This window comes from Pseudomonas sp. TE3552, from assembly GCF_056278945.1.
The window spans coordinates 543166-558553 of the sequence record NZ_JBWBQJ010000001.1 but is presented as its reverse complement, the minus strand read 5'-3'; the positions used below and the strand labels follow the sequence as shown (position 1 = coordinate 558553).

The 15388-nt window shown below is 58.5% G+C and carries 17 protein-coding genes; 6 read left to right on the top strand and 11 right to left on the bottom strand.

Features of this window, described 5'->3' with window-relative positions; genetic code table 11:
* Positions 1–25 precede the first annotated feature (25 nt).
* A complete protein-coding gene (locus tag ACZ9BB_RS02420) occupies positions 26–1378 on the bottom strand; it encodes a GntP family permease (RefSeq protein ID WP_476212381.1) in 1353 nt (450 codons plus the stop codon).
* Positions 1379–1458: 80 nt separating this feature from the next.
* Entirely contained in the window at positions 1459–1992 is a 534-nt protein-coding gene (locus ACZ9BB_RS02415) for a gluconokinase (RefSeq protein WP_476212380.1), read from the bottom strand.
* Positions 1993–2207: 215 nt separating this feature from the next.
* Here ACZ9BB_RS02415 and gntR point away from each other — a divergent pair, with 215 nt between their 5' ends.
* The 3 genes from gntR (at position 2208) to ACZ9BB_RS02400 (ending at position 4557) form a co-directional block, all read left to right on the top strand.
* Positions 2208–3239 carry an HTH-type transcriptional regulator GntR gene (gntR, locus tag ACZ9BB_RS02410; RefSeq protein ID WP_476212379.1) on the top strand — a complete coding sequence of 344 codons (1032 nt, stop codon included), beginning with the start codon at positions 2208–2210 and terminating at the stop codon, positions 3237–3239.
* A 111-nt stretch (positions 3240–3350) separates the two neighbouring features.
* Positions 3351–3851, top strand: coding sequence for a hypothetical protein (locus tag ACZ9BB_RS02405; RefSeq protein WP_476212378.1), 501 nt, complete (start codon positions 3351–3353; stop codon positions 3849–3851).
* 73 nt (positions 3852–3924) lie between these two features.
* Complete coding sequence (locus ACZ9BB_RS02400; protein ID WP_476212377.1) at positions 3925–4557, top strand: glutathione S-transferase family protein; 633 nt, start codon at positions 3925–3927, stop codon at positions 4555–4557.
* A gap of 75 nt (positions 4558–4632) precedes the next feature.
* Here ACZ9BB_RS02400 and ACZ9BB_RS02395 read toward each other — a convergent pair whose 3' ends face one another.
* The gene (locus ACZ9BB_RS02395) at positions 4633–5556 is read right to left on the bottom strand and encodes a LysR family transcriptional regulator (RefSeq protein ID WP_476212376.1); all 924 of its coding nucleotides are present in this window, start codon (positions 5554–5556) and stop codon (positions 4633–4635) included.
* A 99-nt stretch (positions 5557–5655) separates the two neighbouring features.
* Between ACZ9BB_RS02395 and gstA the strand changes: the two genes are divergently transcribed.
* On the top strand, positions 5656–6258 hold the full coding sequence (gstA, locus tag ACZ9BB_RS02390; protein ID WP_476212375.1) for a glutathione transferase GstA: 603 nt from the start codon (positions 5656–5658) through the stop codon (positions 6256–6258).
* Positions 6259–6315: 57 nt separating this feature from the next.
* Here the strand turns inward: gstA and ACZ9BB_RS02385 are convergent, their stop codons facing one another.
* The 4 genes from ACZ9BB_RS02385 to ACZ9BB_RS02370 form a co-directional block, all read right to left on the bottom strand.
* A complete protein-coding gene (locus ACZ9BB_RS02385) occupies positions 6316–7329 on the bottom strand; it encodes an ABC transporter substrate-binding protein (protein ID WP_476212374.1) in 1014 nt (337 codons plus the stop codon).
* Positions 7326–7874 carry a sigma-70 family RNA polymerase sigma factor gene (locus ACZ9BB_RS02380; RefSeq protein WP_476212373.1) on the bottom strand — a complete coding sequence of 183 codons (549 nt, stop codon included), beginning with the start codon at positions 7872–7874 and terminating at the stop codon, positions 7326–7328. Before ACZ9BB_RS02380 ends, ACZ9BB_RS02385 begins: the two co-directional genes overlap by 4 nt.
* A gap of 172 nt (positions 7875–8046) precedes the next feature.
* Positions 8047–8838 (bottom strand): phosphate/phosphite/phosphonate ABC transporter substrate-binding protein, encoded by a 792-nt coding sequence (locus ACZ9BB_RS02375; RefSeq protein WP_476212372.1) that lies wholly within the window; start codon positions 8836–8838, stop codon positions 8047–8049.
* A gap of 192 nt (positions 8839–9030) precedes the next feature.
* The gene (locus ACZ9BB_RS02370; protein ID WP_476212371.1) at positions 9031–9972 is read right to left on the bottom strand and encodes a fatty acid desaturase; all 942 of its coding nucleotides are present in this window, start codon (positions 9970–9972) and stop codon (positions 9031–9033) included.
* 334 nt (positions 9973–10306) lie between these two features.
* On the opposite strand from ACZ9BB_RS02370, the gene ACZ9BB_RS02365 reads away from it, so the two are divergent.
* Entirely contained in the window at positions 10307–10726 is a 420-nt protein-coding gene (locus tag ACZ9BB_RS02365; RefSeq protein WP_476212370.1) for a GNAT family N-acetyltransferase, read from the top strand.
* 19 nt (positions 10727–10745) lie between these two features.
* Here the strand turns inward: ACZ9BB_RS02365 and def are convergent, their stop codons facing one another.
* The 3 genes from def to ACZ9BB_RS02350 form a co-directional block, all read right to left on the bottom strand.
* The gene (def, locus tag ACZ9BB_RS02360; protein WP_018926451.1) at positions 10746–11285 is read right to left on the bottom strand and encodes a peptide deformylase; all 540 of its coding nucleotides are present in this window, start codon (positions 11283–11285) and stop codon (positions 10746–10748) included.
* Positions 11282–12226, bottom strand: coding sequence for a YihY/virulence factor BrkB family protein (locus tag ACZ9BB_RS02355; protein WP_476212369.1), 945 nt, complete (start codon positions 12224–12226; stop codon positions 11282–11284). The genes def and ACZ9BB_RS02355 overlap by 4 nt, the downstream gene beginning before the upstream one ends.
* Before the next feature lie 165 nt (positions 12227–12391).
* The gene (locus ACZ9BB_RS02350; protein WP_018926453.1) at positions 12392–12583 is read right to left on the bottom strand and encodes a CsbD family protein; all 192 of its coding nucleotides are present in this window, start codon (positions 12581–12583) and stop codon (positions 12392–12394) included.
* Between the two features lie 201 nt (positions 12584–12784).
* On the opposite strand from ACZ9BB_RS02350, the gene ACZ9BB_RS02345 reads away from it, so the two are divergent.
* Positions 12785–13162 (top strand): hypothetical protein, encoded by a 378-nt coding sequence (locus tag ACZ9BB_RS02345; RefSeq protein WP_018926454.1) that lies wholly within the window; start codon positions 12785–12787, stop codon positions 13160–13162.
* Positions 13163–13384: 222 nt separating this feature from the next.
* Here ACZ9BB_RS02345 and fadD1 read toward each other — a convergent pair whose 3' ends face one another.
* Positions 13385–15085: a long-chain-fatty-acid--CoA ligase FadD1 gene (gene fadD1, locus ACZ9BB_RS02340; RefSeq protein ID WP_476212368.1), complete on the bottom strand. Its 1701-nt coding sequence runs from the start codon at positions 15083–15085 to the stop codon at positions 13385–13387.
* Between the last annotated feature and the right edge of the window lie 303 nt (positions 15086–15388).

The window sequence follows — 15388 nt, the reverse complement described above, 5'->3', positions numbered from 1 at the left end:
GGTTTTTTTGTGTTTGTCGATCGTGTCAGACGAACAACGACAGCAGCAGGATGAACCCCAGGCCCACCACAGACAGGATGGTTTCCATCGCGGTCCAGGTCTTGAAGGTTTCAGCCACGGTCATGTTGAAGTACTGCTTCACCAGCCAGAAACCGGCGTCGTTGACGTGGGACAGGATCAACGAACCGGCACCGGTGGCCAGCACCAGCAGTTCGCGGTTCACACCCGGAATCATCCCCACCACCGGCACCACGATGCCCGCGCCGGTAATGGTCGCCACAGTCGCCGAACCGGTCGCGATACGGATCACCGCCGCCACCAGCCAGGCCAGCAGGATCGGCGAGATCTGTGCAGCCACCGCCATGTGACCGATCACATCACCTACACCGCTGGTTACCAGCATCTGCTTGAAGCCGCCGCCGGCACCGATGATCAGGATGATCGCGGCGGTCGGCGCAAGGCTCGCGTCCAGCCATTTGAGCATCTGTTGTGAAACGATACCTTGCTTGTAGCCGAAGGTGTACAGCGACAGCAGTAACGCCAGCAGGAGGGCCGAGATCGGGTGACCGATCAGGTCCATGAAGGTGCGGAAGAAGTTGCCGTCCGGCAGCACCACATCGGCAAAGGTCTTGAGCAGCATCAGGAACACGGGCGACAGCACAGTGATCAGGGTGATGCCGAAGCTAGGCAGATCGCCTGCATCCTCATCGCGCACCAGTTGATCCACCAGTTCCTGATTCGGATGACCAGGAATGTGCTTGGCAATGAACGTACCGAAGATCGGGCCGGCAATAATGGCCGTCGGCAGCGCAACGATCAGACCGTAAAGAATGGTTTTACCGATGTCGGCACCGAACACACCGATGGCCAGCAGCGGGCCCGGGTGTGGTGGAACCAGGCCGTGTACCGCGGACAGACCGGCCAGCAGCGGGATACCGATCTTGATGATCGACACGCCGGTACGCCGGGCGACGATGAACACCAGCGGGATCAACAGTACAAAGCCGATTTCGAAAAACAGCGGGATGCCGACCAGGAAGGCCGCGAACATCATGGCCCACTGCACCTTGTCCTTGCCGAAGGCACGAATCAGGGTCTGGGCGATCTGATCCGCCCCGCCCGACTCGGCCATCATTTTGCCGAGCATGGTGCCCAGCGCCAGGATGATCCCGACGAAACCGAGCACCCCACCGAAGCCGTCCTGGAACGCCTTGATGATGGTGCCGATCGGCATGCCGGAGGTCAGACCGAGAAAGGCCGCGGCAATGATCAGGGCGATGAAGGGGTGGAGCTTGAATTTGGTGATCAGGACGATAAGTCCGATCACCGTAACCACTGCATCGAGCAGCAGAAACGTTTCGTGGGACATGCCAAACATGGGGGGTGTCTCCTGTTTGTTGTTGTTATGAAAGCGGTTATTCAGAAGCCGTCAGGACAGCGCTATCTTTTGGAGCAAAATCAACCGGCGAGTTTCAAGCCGTGATCGAGCCACCAGCGGTGGGCCTGAGCAGCCAGTTCATCGATGCTGTAGCTCGAAGCATCCAGAGCCAGGGTCAGGGGCTCACCAACGGGCGATTCAAGTGTGGCGAACTGGCTGTCGATCAAGGTCGACGGCATGAAATGGCCCGGCCGATGAGACACACGATCGGCGGCGACTTCAGGTGTCAGCTCAAGGAAAACGAAACCCAGGCCCGGCATGGCACTGCGCAAGCGTTCGCGGTAACTGTGTTTGAGGGCCGAACAGGTCAGCACCGGGCGCTCGCCTTTGGCATCGACGCGGCGCAGTTCATCGCACAGGCTGTCGAGCCAGCCGGCACGGTCTTCATCGTTCAGAGGGATCCCCGCGCTCATCTTTTCGATGTTGGCGGCAGGGTGGAAAGTGTCGCCTTCAATGGCGGTCGCGCCGCTGAGCTGGCACAGGGCCTGGCTGACGCACGTCTTGCCGCAACCGGCAACGCCCATGATGACCAGGGCGGTGATGGGATGATTCATGTAACACCTCAGCGCGCAGACAGCGCTACCTTTGCTATGTGAGACTCTAGTGCAAAAGCAGAAGTTGCCGACGCCTTCTTGTCATTTTTGTGGGTTGCAGCATGTTCGTTCCCGGTGCCAAAGAGCGAGGATCAGGCAAACCCCGCTAACGCATTTGCAGCTGCATCGAGACAGCGCTACCTTAGTGCCTTGAATTTTGTTTGGCAAGCCGTCCGATGATTACCCCTAAAAACGATAAAAATACGCGCACCACTGGCCGTCCTACCCTCAACGAAGTCGCACGCCTGGCCGGTGTCAGCCCGATCACCGCCTCCCGCGCCCTGCGTGGCGTCAGCACGGTGGCCACCGAACTGGTGGAAAAAGTCCAGAAAGCGGCCCTCGAACTGAACTATGTGGTCAACCCCGCCGCCCGCGCCCTGGCCTCGGCCCAGAGCCATTCGGTAGTGGTTTTGGTGCCGTCATTGTCCAACTTGCTGTTCATCGACACGCTGGAAGCCATTCATCAGGTTTTGCGCCCCAAGGGCTTCGAAGTGCTGATCGGTAACTACCACTACTCGCGCGATGAAGAAGAAAACCTGCTGCGCAATTACATGGCTTATCAGCCTCGCGGCTTGCTGTTGACCGGCTTCGACCGCACCGAAAGTTCGCGGCGAATGATCGAGGCCAGCAACATTCCCTGCGTCTACATGATGGAACTGGACAGCGCGACCGGGCTCAATTGCGTCGGCTTTTCGCAAGTCGCTGCCGGCGAAACGGCGGCCGAGCATTTGCTGTCACGCGGCCGCAAACACCTGGCTTACATTGGCGCGCAACTGGATCAGCGCACGCTGCTGCGCGGCGAAGGTTTCCGCCGCGCACTGCAAAAAGCCGGTTTGTATAGTCCGGACCTCGAAGTGCTGACCCCGCGCCCCTCCTCCGTCGGATTGGGAGGCGAGTTGTTCCTGCAATTGATGGCCAGTCATCCGCAGGTCGATGCAATCTTTTTCGGCAACGACGACCTGGCCCAGGGCGCCTTGCTCGAAGCCCTGCGTTGCGGGATCAAGATCCCCGAACAGGTGGCGATTCTCGGATTCAACGACTTGCCCATGTCCGAACACATGGTCCCGCGCCTGAGCAGCATCAACACCCCGCGCGAAGCCATTGGCCGTCGTTCGGCGGAGCTGATGCTGACCTTGCTGGCCGGCAATTCAGTGACCAAACCGGTGCAGGATATGGGGTTTGAATTGAAGGTGCGCGAGAGCACCTGATATGACAGCTGCTTAAGGCTGCAATCCGTATTTTGAAACACCTTTGACCCTATGCCCCGCCAGTGTCGAGTGCAGAATCCCTGTGCACACTCAAACCGGGCGGACACTTACATGGGCAAAATAATCATCATGACCTCATTGCTGGCCTTCTTGTCCGGCCAGGCGCTTCAGGCGAAAGCATCGGAGGCAGACGATTGGACTCACTTTTTGACTGACCCTCGTTTCATGCCAGCGATCAAAAGCTGTCTCGCCGCTCACCCGAAGGGGCATGGGCCGGCTGTTGTGATGTACGTTGGGCATGCGAATCTCGAAGAAGCCAGTGTCATGACAACAGACCTCAGCGGAAGAAGAAACGCGTGTACTGCCAGCAAGAATACTGGTCTGGTGAGCCAATCCAGGACGCTATTCGATCTACCGGGGCCGCTATTTGTGTCCGTAGAGCAAGTAACGGCGGCCCCCAAGGGCACATGCATTGAATCGACCCCGGTATTCATTGACCAACAACTTCAGGGCTGGATCCTCAGGCAACCGACCCTCAATACGCATATCCCCAGTGCCTGCTCGACCCCGATCTGGAGCCAATTGCTACCAGCCCTGCCGGACCCGACTTAAGCGACTTGATGTGACTCATCGATGCGCACACTATTGAACGTCTGAAGCCTCGATTCGCTAACGGAGTAGCTCAATGGGACATACGCTGAAGATTTTGGGTAGAGCCTCGTCAATCAACGTCAGAAAAGTCCTGTGGACCTGTGACGAACTGGACGTTTCATACGAACGCGAAGACTGGGGCAGCGGTTTCGCATCGACCCAGAGCCCGGAATTTCTCCAGCTCAACCCCAATGCACAAGTGCCGGTACTCATTGACGAAGCCGGCGTGCTGTGGGAATCCAATACCATTTGCCGGTACCTGGCCGGTAAACACCAAAACACTGACCTGTTGCCCATCGAACCGGCGGCTCGCGCTCGCGTTGAGCAGTGGATGGACTGGCAAGCCACCGAACTCAACCCGTCGTGGGGCTACGCATTTTTTGCGCTGGTCAGGCAATTGCCAAACTTCCAGGACTCGCAGCGGATTGCTGATGGCGTTCGCGGCTGGAACGCGAAAATGGGCATCCTCGAACAGCAACTCGCGACGACCGGTGCATATGTCGCCGGACCGCAGTTCACACTGGCCGATATCCTCATCGGATTGTCGGTCAACCGCTGGCGGATGACCCCGATGGAACGCCCGGACTATCCCGCCGTCGACGCCTATTGCCAACGACTGGCGCTGCGGCCGGGGTTCATGGCACACGCCTGTAATGGCGTGCCTTGAATTTCACGTGCAACGCCCCCCTGTAGGAGCGAGGCTTGCCCGCGAAGACGGTGTGTCAGTCGACATCATCGTTACCTAATACACTGCTTTCGCGGGCAAGCCACTCCACAAGTCGCCAGGCGATAACGCACGGTCTGCAAGCATACCCAACAATGCCCGCACCGCTGCCGAAGGTGCTTTGTCGGGCGCAACCACCAAGGCAAACTCCCGCTCGATACGCGGCAGCACAGGCACTACACGCAAACCCTGACGATTGCCCGGCAAGGTCATTTCCGGCACCAAAGTCACGCCGACATTTTCCCGCACCAGGGTAAACGCACTGCTCCACTCACGCACTTCTGCCCGTACATCCAGCAGTTGCAGCCCGGCGTCGGCGGCCAGGCTGCGGGCATTGGTCGAACAACCGCCCGTGGCCAGCACAAAGGGTTGCTTCGCCAGTTCAACCAATGAAACGCCCTTCTCATTCGAGCGGCGCGCCAAGGGGTGGCCACCGGGCAGAACCGCCACCCAGGCATCACGCCCCAGACGACCGGCACTGCGCGCGGGCACCGGGTTCAATACCACACCGACATCCACCAGCCCGGCACTGAGCAACGTTTCCACTTCATCGTCGCTGACCTCCAGCGCCACCACTTGAATGCCGGGATACAACCGATTGAACTGGCGCAGCAGCGGCGGCAGAAAGGTCGCCAACACCAACGGAAAACTGGCCAGGCGAATCGTCCCGCGCTGGATGTCCTTAGCGGCATCGACGGTACTGCGAATGTTCTCGAGGGCGCCGAGCATGGTTCGCGCCTGTTCGATCACAGGCAAGCCGATGGCGGTCGGCAAGGTCTGACGGTTTTCCCGGCTGAACAGCTGAACGCTCAGGGTTTCTTCGATCAGTGCCAGCGCCTGACTGGCACCGGACTGGGTCATCCCGACCCGCTCGGCCGCCCGGGTGATGTTGCCGGTATCGGCCACCGCCACCACCATTCGCCAATGCATCAGGTTCATCATGGCAGTAGCTTTCCTAATGGCAGTTTTCTGAAAGATTAATTTTACCGAGGGTGCCGCGCACTATGACACTGGCGCAAATCCGTAACCAGAGCCCTGCCCATGAAGTTGTATTACGCCCCGCAAGCCTGTTCATTGGCGCCGCACATTGTGCTGCGTGAGCTGGAGTTGCCGTTCGAGTTGGTTCGCGTCGACAACAGCAGCAAGAAAACCGCCACCGGCGATGACTTTCTCGCCATTAACCCAAAAGGCTACGTCGCGGCGTTGCAACTGGATAACGGCAATGTACTGACCGAAGGCCCGGCGATCCTGCAGTACCTGGCGGATCTGCACCCGCAGGCAAACCTGGCACCGGCGAGCGGAACGTTCGAGCGGGTGCAGTTACAGGAATGGCTGAATTTCGTTTCGACCGAGATTCATGGCGGGCTGGGTTGGCTGTTCAATCCGCAGTTTCCGGACGAGGTGAAGGCGCTCATCAAAGAGAAACTGTTCAAGCGCTTTGCCGTGTTGAGCCGGACGCTGGAGCGGCAGGATTACTTGATGGCCGGCGGGTTCAACATTGCCGATGCGTATCTGTTTACGGTGTTGCGTTGGGCTCGGCTGTTTGCGATTGATCTGGATGATTGGCCGGCGTTGGCCCGGTTTCAGGCGCGGGTTGATCAGCGGCCAAGCGTGAAAGCGGCGTTAGCTGCGGAGTTGGTGTAAGGCTTTAGATCGCTTCGCGGGCAAGCCCGCGATAGCTATCTATCAAACACCGCTGAACTACAAACTCGCACTCACTTTGCTCGCCACCTCACCCGGCACCCACCCCTTCCACACCTGCGGCTGATCGCGCAAAAACGCTTCGGCGACCTGACGCGGTGGCTGGCGTTTTTCGCTCATCTGCCCCAGGGTCTGGTTCAGCAGATCGATCGGCAAATCGACCTTTTCGAAGAACGCCACCAGGTCCGGGTACTGCGCCTTGAACGGTGCCGACACACCGATGGCCAGGCTGGCCGGCATCGAACGCGTGCCCTTGGGGTTTGGATTGTTGGCATCGGCCAGGGTTTTCCAGGCTTGTGCATCGAACGGCGGTTCTTCGAGTTTCACCAGTTTGAAACGCCCCAACAGCGGCGTCGGCGACCAGTAGTAGAACAGCACCGGTTTGCCACGGCGGATCGATGAAGCGACTTCAGCATCCAGCGCCGCACCGGAGCCGGTGCGGAAGTTGACGTAGCTGGCGGTCAGGTCATAGGCCTTGAGTTTCTGGCTGTTGACGATCTCTGACGTCCAGCCGGTCGGGCTATTGAGGAAGCGTCCGCGACTTGGGTCTTCCGGGTCGCGGAACACGTCTTTGTAGCGCACCAGATCGGCGACGGATTTCAGCTCCGGCGCCAACGGTTTGATACCGCGTTCCGGGTCGCCCTTAATCACGTATTCCGGCACCCACCAGCCTTCGGTGGCGCCTTTGACCGTGTCGCCCAAACCAAACACTTTGCCTTCCGATGCAGCCTTGACCCAGGCCGGACTGCGCCCGGCCCACTCTTCGCCGATCACTTGGATGTCGTTCTTGGCCAACGCGGCTTCGAGGCTGACGGTGCTGCCGGGCAAGGTGTCGGTCGGGTAGCCATAACCTTTCTCGACGATCAGCCGCAGGATCTCGGTGATCAGGCTGCCGCTTTCCCAGGTGATGTCGCCGAAGTGGATGGGCGTGTTTTTTTCCGCGGCCGGAACATGGCTTGCTACAAGGCTCAGGGCCAGCAGCGAACTGCCGAGCAGGGTTTTGATCGATCTCATGCAGACCTCTGGGTCAGGAGTGTTCGGTTCAGGGGTTCGTTGGCGCTGTGCTGGACGCACAGTGCCTGGGAGCGGGTCATGTAGACGCTGACCGAGCGCTGGGAAATGCCCAGTTCGGCGGCGATTTGTGGGTAGGTCAGGCCGTCGATTCGCGACAACAGGAACGTTGCCCTGACCTTGCCCGGCAGGCGGTCGAGGGTTCGATCCAGGCGCTTCAGGGTCTGGGAAAACTGCGCAAGGTCTTCAGGCGATGGCCCGCCGACCGGATCAGCCGGCTGTAACTGGTCGAGGTGTTGGCGTTCCAGATCCCGACGGCGCCACAGCTGATAAATCAATCGCTGGGCGATGGTGGTGAGTAAGGCGCGGGGTTCACGAATCGGCGTCAGGCCAGGCGATTCGAGCAATTGCACGAAGGTGTCGGCGGCAATGTCTTCGACACTGGGACTGGCTCCCAGGTATCGGCGCAGCCGTGTGCACAGCCACGCGTAGTGGGCGCGGAACAATCCGCCCACATCGTTGCGATGGGAAAGGTCGGCGCCGGACATAGAGGCTCCATGGGTTAGGGGTCGCTGAATGTCCGGTGATCCGGTGGCGCGATCCTAGCAAGGAGCCTTATTCATTAATAATACTTAAAATGAATTTTTATATTCTATTTAGAAATTTAAATAATGACCTGATACATCGCTATTGCGGGATTGTCGACACAAGCCTCAAGCTTTATCGCAACCGCCCATACCCCAGCGCTTCGGCCTCCTGCTGATAATCGAGAATGATTTGATAGTCGCTCTCGCTGGCGGGCAGCACTTCTTGCAGGCCCAAAATTTCGGCGACCTCGGGCAGTTCCTTCAACGCCTGATTCATCACCCGTCGAAGCTGTTCAGCCTGCTCATCGGTAATGCCAGCGGCCGCAATGTACGGCAACGTCGGGCTGAACGCTGTACGCGCCACCACTCGCAGGCCCTCAACCTCTGCCTGGGCATGCTGGGCCAGATAGGCAAAGGTGACGCTGTCGATGGCGGCCAGGTCCGCCAGGTCATCACACAACCAACGCAGGCTTTCGCGGTGGCTGCCACTGATGGCGACACTGGCAAAAAACTGGCCGTCGCGGTGCAGCGGCGCCAGTCGGTGACGCAACAGGTTCATGCCACTGTTGGAGTCTTCGCCGTTGATCACACCGCGACTGCCCCGCAAGGCCGACAAGGTCCATCGAGGATCATCGGCGCGCGTCAGCAACAGGCTGCAATGGTTACCGCCGTTGCTGTCCGGGAGTTCATATCGAGGACGACCGATGACCCGGACGCGACCGCGCAGGGTCGTCATCAATGGATAGCCGCAGGTTTGGGTCAGCAGCAGGTCGGGCGACAGCCAAAGATCCATCAACGACAGCCCCTCGGCATCGAGACGAGTACTGCCCAGCCGTTCAACGATCTGCGCCAGCCAGCGTTCATTGGCCTGGCGGATCGGCTCGGGGGCGACGTACATCAGTAATTCAGCGAGGTGTTGTGTCATCGAAACATTCCCATACAACAAAAGTCCCCTGTAGGAGAGCCTGTGTGGCGAGGGGGCTTGCCCCCGTTCGGCTGCGCAGCAGTCGTAAACCATTGCATGCGGTGTACCTGATACACCGCGATTGCAGGTTTTGGGGCCGCTTCGCAGCCCAACGGGGGCAAGCCCCCTCGCCACAGGGGAACTCATGCGCAATTAGTGAAACGGATGCCGCGGACTGTCAATCGCCCTCACCCCGTGCCAACGCACCCACTGGCCATAACCCCGCACCAGAAACCCGCCACTGCGCGCCAGCCATTGCTCGCGGCGCGCGCGATAGACCCGCGGCAAGTCGTACCAGGGCAAGCCGGGAAAATCGTGATGCACCAGGTGCAGGTTGAGGTTCAGGAACAGCCAGCGCCACGGCCACGCCGCTTCATTGAGGACAGTACGTTGCTCGGGTTGCGCGTGGGGACGGTGTTCGTAAAAGGAGCGAATCATCGTAATCGACAGCGCCGGCACGCTGATCAGCAACAGGTAATGCCAGACCGGCAGCACGCTGTAGCGCGCGATGAAGGTCAGCATCAGCAGCGTCAGCGCACCATGGGTCAGCCACATCAACCAGGCCTGGCGCTCCCCCGTTTTCAGCCGTTGCAGCTCTTCCCGCGCCAGCGCCAGCAAGGCCAGTGGCGCACCGAGGATAAAGCGACCGAACACGGTTTTGTTCAGCCAGTGCAGGCCCTGTTCGAACGGCGAACTGCACTGCCACTGTTCAGCGCTCAGGTAACGGCTTTCCGGGTCGCTACCTGGGATGGTCAGGTCTTCGTCGCGGTGATGCCGCAAATGGCTATCACGGTACAAGGTGTAGGGATACCAGACCGCGAACGGCGCATAACCGAGGACCTTGTTCAGCGTTTGCCAACGGGTAGGATGGCCATGCAGCAATTCATGCTGCACCGACAACCACAACACCAGCAGGGGAACCAGCAACAGCGTGCTCCACCAAAGCCCCAACCGGGCACTGCCCAGCACAATGCCGAACCAGCCGACGTACACGCCGATCAACAGCAGCCAGGTCGGCCATTCGGTGCGAGCGGTCAGGCGTTGGCGCAGGATTTGGATTTCTTCACGGTGGGCAGCATCGAAGTAATGGGGCATGGCTTTGCTCAGAACGGGAACCAATCCCCCTCTGTGCAACGGCGCCGGGATTTCTTGCAGATTGTTTGGTTATTTCGATAGACGCAAAAAACAGGAGCCCGAGGGCTCCGTGGACGCAGGATCAGTGGCCGAACACATTCACCTTCTTGGCCTTCTTGTCCGCGCGTTTTTCAATCGCGGTTTTCGCCGGCTTTTTCTTCGCGGCTTTCTTTGAATCCATACCTTTGGACATGATGCGTACTCCACTCACAGGGGATGTGAGATCAGGTATACACCTATCCCGGCGCGCGTGTTCTTTTATAATCTGCGCCCTGCCCACCGACTGTCCGAGCCCATGTCCAACACCCAGTACACCTTTCTCGACGAGCCATTATGGCCGTTGATGAACAAGTTTTACCGCGCCCACCAATCGTCGATGAAAGCAGTGCGAGACGCTCAATTGTGGGTCGCAAGACGTGAAGAGATCATCGCGGCGCTGTGTTTGCGGCCGGTGGCCGGCGGGCATTGGCTGACCGGGCTGTTCGTCGACCCGAGCTGCCGCGAACAAGGGATCGCCGCGACGTTGATCGCCCACGCCGTCAAGCACCTTGAAGAGCCGGTCTGGCTGTTCTGCCATCCGGATTTGCGTGGCTTTTATGAGCGTCGCGGCTTTACCTTCGACCCGCCCCTGCCCTACGCCTTGGCCGAACGGTTGAGCCGTTATGCGCGCAGCAAGCCGATGATTGCCATGGGTTTGCAACCAGGTTCGGCATGAACAGCGATCCTTTAGCGATTCAATCGTCCGCCGCAGGATCAAGGTCCGGGAACATCACTTCGGTAAACCCGAACTTGCTGAAGTCTGTGATGCGCGAGGGGTATAACCGGCCGATCAGGTGATCGCATTCATGCTGCACCACCCGCGCATGAAATCCCGAGGCAATGCGCACGATCGGCTCGCCCTTGGGATCGAAGCCTTCATAGCGAATCTGCTGATAACGATCCACCGCGCCGCGCAGGCCCGGCACCGACAGGCAACCTTCGAAACCCTCTTCGAGAGTCGGGCTCAATGGTGTAATCAGCGGATTGATCAGAATCGTCTGCGGCACCGCTTCGGCGTCCGGATAGCGCTCGCTGTGCTCGAAACCGAAGATCACCAGTTGCAGGTCGACACCGATCTGCGGCGCGGCCAGGCCGACCCCACCGACGCTTTCCATGGTCTGGAACATGTCGTCGATCAGTTGCCACAATTCGGGGCTGTCGAACATCTCTGCCGGTACCGGTGGAGCAATACGCAGCAGGCGTTCATCGCCCATTTTCAGAATTTCACGGATCATTTTATGACTTCGTCAGTGGTCGGCTGGATTGAGTGATCTCGTCCCAGTCCCGAAACATGCTGTTTGGGTTCTTCGTGCACCTTTTCGCCAGGTTTCTTGCCTTCGGACGACATGTGCTCGATCACCGCGTTCATTTCCGCACCGAGTAGCAGCACCGCAGCGGAAATATAAAAGTACAGCAACAACACGATGATCGCGCCGATACTGCCATACATGGCGTTGTAGTTGGCGAAGGTTTTGACGTACAGACCAAAGCCCAGCGAAGCGACGATCCAGACCACCACGGACAACACCGCCCCCGGGGTGATGAAGCGAAACTCCTGTTTGACGTCGGGCATGACGTAGTAAATAAGCGCCACCGCCATCATCAACAGAATCACGATCACCGGCCAGCGGACGATGGTCCAGACGGTCACGATGAAATCTTCAAGGCCCACTTGCGAAGCAATCCAGGCCATCACCTGCGGCCCGAGCACCATCAACGCAGCGGCGGCCAGCAGCATTCCGGCGATGCCAATGGTGTAGAAAATCGACAGCGGAAAACGCTTCCAGACCGGACGGCCTTCGACCACGTCGTACGCGGCGTTCATCGCACTCATCATCAGCCGCACACCGGCGGACGCGGTCCACAGGGCGATCACAATACCCACCGAAAGCAAACCACCCTTGGATTGCTGGAGCTGGTCGATCACCGGGTTCACCTGCTCCAGCGCTTGGGGCGGCAGCACCAGTTCCGATTGCAGGCGCAGCCAGGAGAAGAAGTCCGGCAAGTGCAGGAAGCCGATCAGGGCAATCAGGAACAGGATGAAAGGGAACAGCGAGAACAGCATCTGATAGGCAAGCGCCGAGGCATAAGTCGACATCTCGTCGGCAACGAACTCGGTGACCGTGCGCATCATCACGCGATGCAGGGGCAGACCTTTCATGGTCGGGAAAAACATTAGCGTCTCGCCGCAAAAAGGTTGAAGTCATGGCGACTCAGGGGTCGTTTTCTACAACAAAGTAGCCTACTTGGCGACTTTGAAACAATTTCCTTGCTCAAGTTCAAGCTGACACAAAAACGGCCATCCGCGGATGGCCGTTTCTGTTGCTCGTCAAAGGCCGGATCACGCCTTGTCGATACCTTTTTTAAGAGCATCCTTGACCTTACCGATCGCTTGCTGGGCTTCGCCTTTCTGTTCCTGCCTGACGCCTTCGGCGCGCATTTTGTCATTACCGGTGGCCTTGCCGACGCCTTGCTTGACGTTGCCGACCGCTTCGTTTGCCATGCCTTTAACTTTATCGCCAGTGCTGCTCATGATATGTCTCCTGTGAACATTTCAACGGGAAAAGTCGTTACATAAGGATGGACCGGGGGCCTGTGCGCGGAGTTTCATTTATTTCCCAACAGACATTTCATCGCTCCAGGCAGGTTAGGCTTTATGTTTGCAGGCTTTGCCCCGAGAATGCGCAACGTATTTCAGGCCATGGCGCTGAAGATCCAATCCCGTAGGAAAGCTATGAAACTCGATAAAAAGCAGGCCATTGCCCGCAGAAACCAGGAACTTGGCGGTGCTGTGCTTGGCGTCAACAACTGCCACTTCACCGAATTGAACCGTAACCGCAACATTTTCTGGTTCGATATTCCGGTCGCGCGCCTGGCCATTGGTCAGTACGAATGGATTCACTTGCTGATGCACACCCCGGATACCGACGAACTGCTGCACCTGAAAGTGCCGACGGTGTTCCTGCGCGAGAAACTCGAAGGCCTGGTGGTACGCAACCAGGGCAAACGCAAGGCGGCCCTGAGCCTGGAACTGAGCGCCGACAAGGACTCCTATCTGCAAGACATGCGCCCGGCGGGTACCAACGTCAATTTCGCGCAGTTCCGCCAATAACCACCCGCTGTACTGAGAACTATTGTGGCGAGGGAGCTTGCTCCCGCTGGGGTGCGCAGCACCCCCAAATCAGGCACCTCGATTCACCCGATGACAGCTTTTACGACTGCTGCGCAGCCGAACGGGAGCAAGCTCCCTCGCCACAGGCAAGCTTCCTCGCCACAAGAGCCTCTCGATATCGCAGCCAATAAAAAGCCCCGCATCCGCGGGGCTTTTGTTTGACTAGGCGCTTACTTTCTTCACACCCAGTTTTTTCAGCTCTTCGTCGCGCAGTTCGCGGCGCAGGATCTTGCCGACGTTGGTGGTCGGCAGCGCATCGCGGAACTCCACAGCTTTGGGCACTTTGTAGCCGGTGACGTTGGCACGCATGTGTTCCATCACCTGTTCCTTGGTCAGGGTCACGCCCGGTTTGGCGACGATGAAGATCTTGATCGCCTCCCCCGACTTCTCGTCCGGCACACCGATGGCTGCGCATTGCAGCACGCCTGGCAAGGTCGCCAAAACGTCTTCCAGTTCATTGGGGTACACGTTGAAACCGGACACCAGGATCATGTCTTTCTTGCGATCGACAATGCGCATGTAGCCGTCAGGCTGGATCAGCGCGATATCACCGGTCTTCAACCAGCCTTCGCTGTCGAGGATTTCATCGGTGGCTTCCTGACGCTGCCAGTAGCCCTTCATGACCTGTGGACCTTTCACACACAGTTCACCGATGGCACCCAACGGCTGTTCAACGCCGGCATCATCGATGACTTTGCACAGGGTCGACGGCACCGGAATACCGATGGTGCCGATCTGGATGTTCTGGCTCGGGTTCACCGTGGCCACCGGGCTGGTTTCGGTCATGCCGTAACCTTCGCAGATCGGGCAACCGGTCACAGCTTTCCAGCGATCGGCCGCGGCCAGCTGCAAGGCCATGCCGCCGGACAGGGTGATTTTCAGGCTGGAGAAATCCAGCTTGCGGAACGCTTCGTTGTTGCACAACGCGACAAACAAGGTGTTCAGGCCGACGAAACCGCTGAACTTCCACTTCGACAGTTCCTTGACCATCGCCGTCAGGTCGCGCGGGTTGCTGATCAGGATGTTGTGGTTGCCGATCAGCATCATCGCCATGCAATGAAAGGTGAAGGCATAGATGTGGTACAGCGGCAGCGGAGTGATGAGGACCTCACAACCTTCGTTGAGGTTGGAGCCCATCAGCGCTTTGCATTGCAGCATGTTCGCCACCAGGTTGCGGTGGGTCAGCATCGCGCCCTTCGCCACGCCGGTGGTGCCGCCGGTGTATTGCAGCACGGCAACGTCGCTGCTGGCCGGGTTGGCTTCAGCCACTGGCTGGCCATGGCCCTTGCTTAGTGCATCGTTGAATTTGACGGCCTTGGGCAAGTGATACGCCGGGACCATCTTTTTCACGTACTTGATGACGCTGTTGACCAGCAGACGCTTGAGCGGCGGCAGCAAGTCGGCCACTTCGGTGACGATCACGTGCTTGACGCCGGTTTTCGGTACGACGGTCTGGGCCAGATGCGCCATGTTGGCCAGGCAGACCAGGGCTTTGGCACCGGAGTCGTTGAATTGGTGTTCCATTTCCCGCGCGGTGTACAACGGGTTGGTGTTGACCACGATCAGCCCGGCGCGAATGGCACCGAAGACGGCCACCGGGTATTGCAACACGTTGGGCAATTGCACGGCGATTCGATCGCCTGGTTGCAAATCGGTATGCTGTTGCAGGTAAGCAGCAAAGGCACCGGACAATTCGTACAGCTCACCGTAGGTGATTGTCTTGCCCAGGTTGCTGAATGCCGGTTTGTTGGCGAAGCGTTGGCAGGATTGCTTCAACACTGCCTGAATATTCGGATACTCGTCTGGATTGATCTCGGCAGCAATTCCAGCTGGGTACTTATCCTTCCAAAAGTCTTCGATCATGGAAGCCCACTCCTCAGCAACGCGAATTCTTCACCGCATTTGATGCGATTATTATTGGTGTTTGTCTATTGGTGAATCTGGCTTTACATAGGCCGAGAAGTCACAAAGCGCGCCGAGAGTAGCAGCTTTGCCAAGGGCCGACCAGAGCCAAAATCAGCCTCCATAGTCACATTTTTGACTATTGACTACTCAATAGTCACTTTTAGAGCAAAGATTCTATACAGCCTGAAATCACGCATCTTTGAAGCCTTGAAAGCTTCGCGGGCAAGCCTCGCTCCTACAGGTCCAGTGCCGTTCACAATG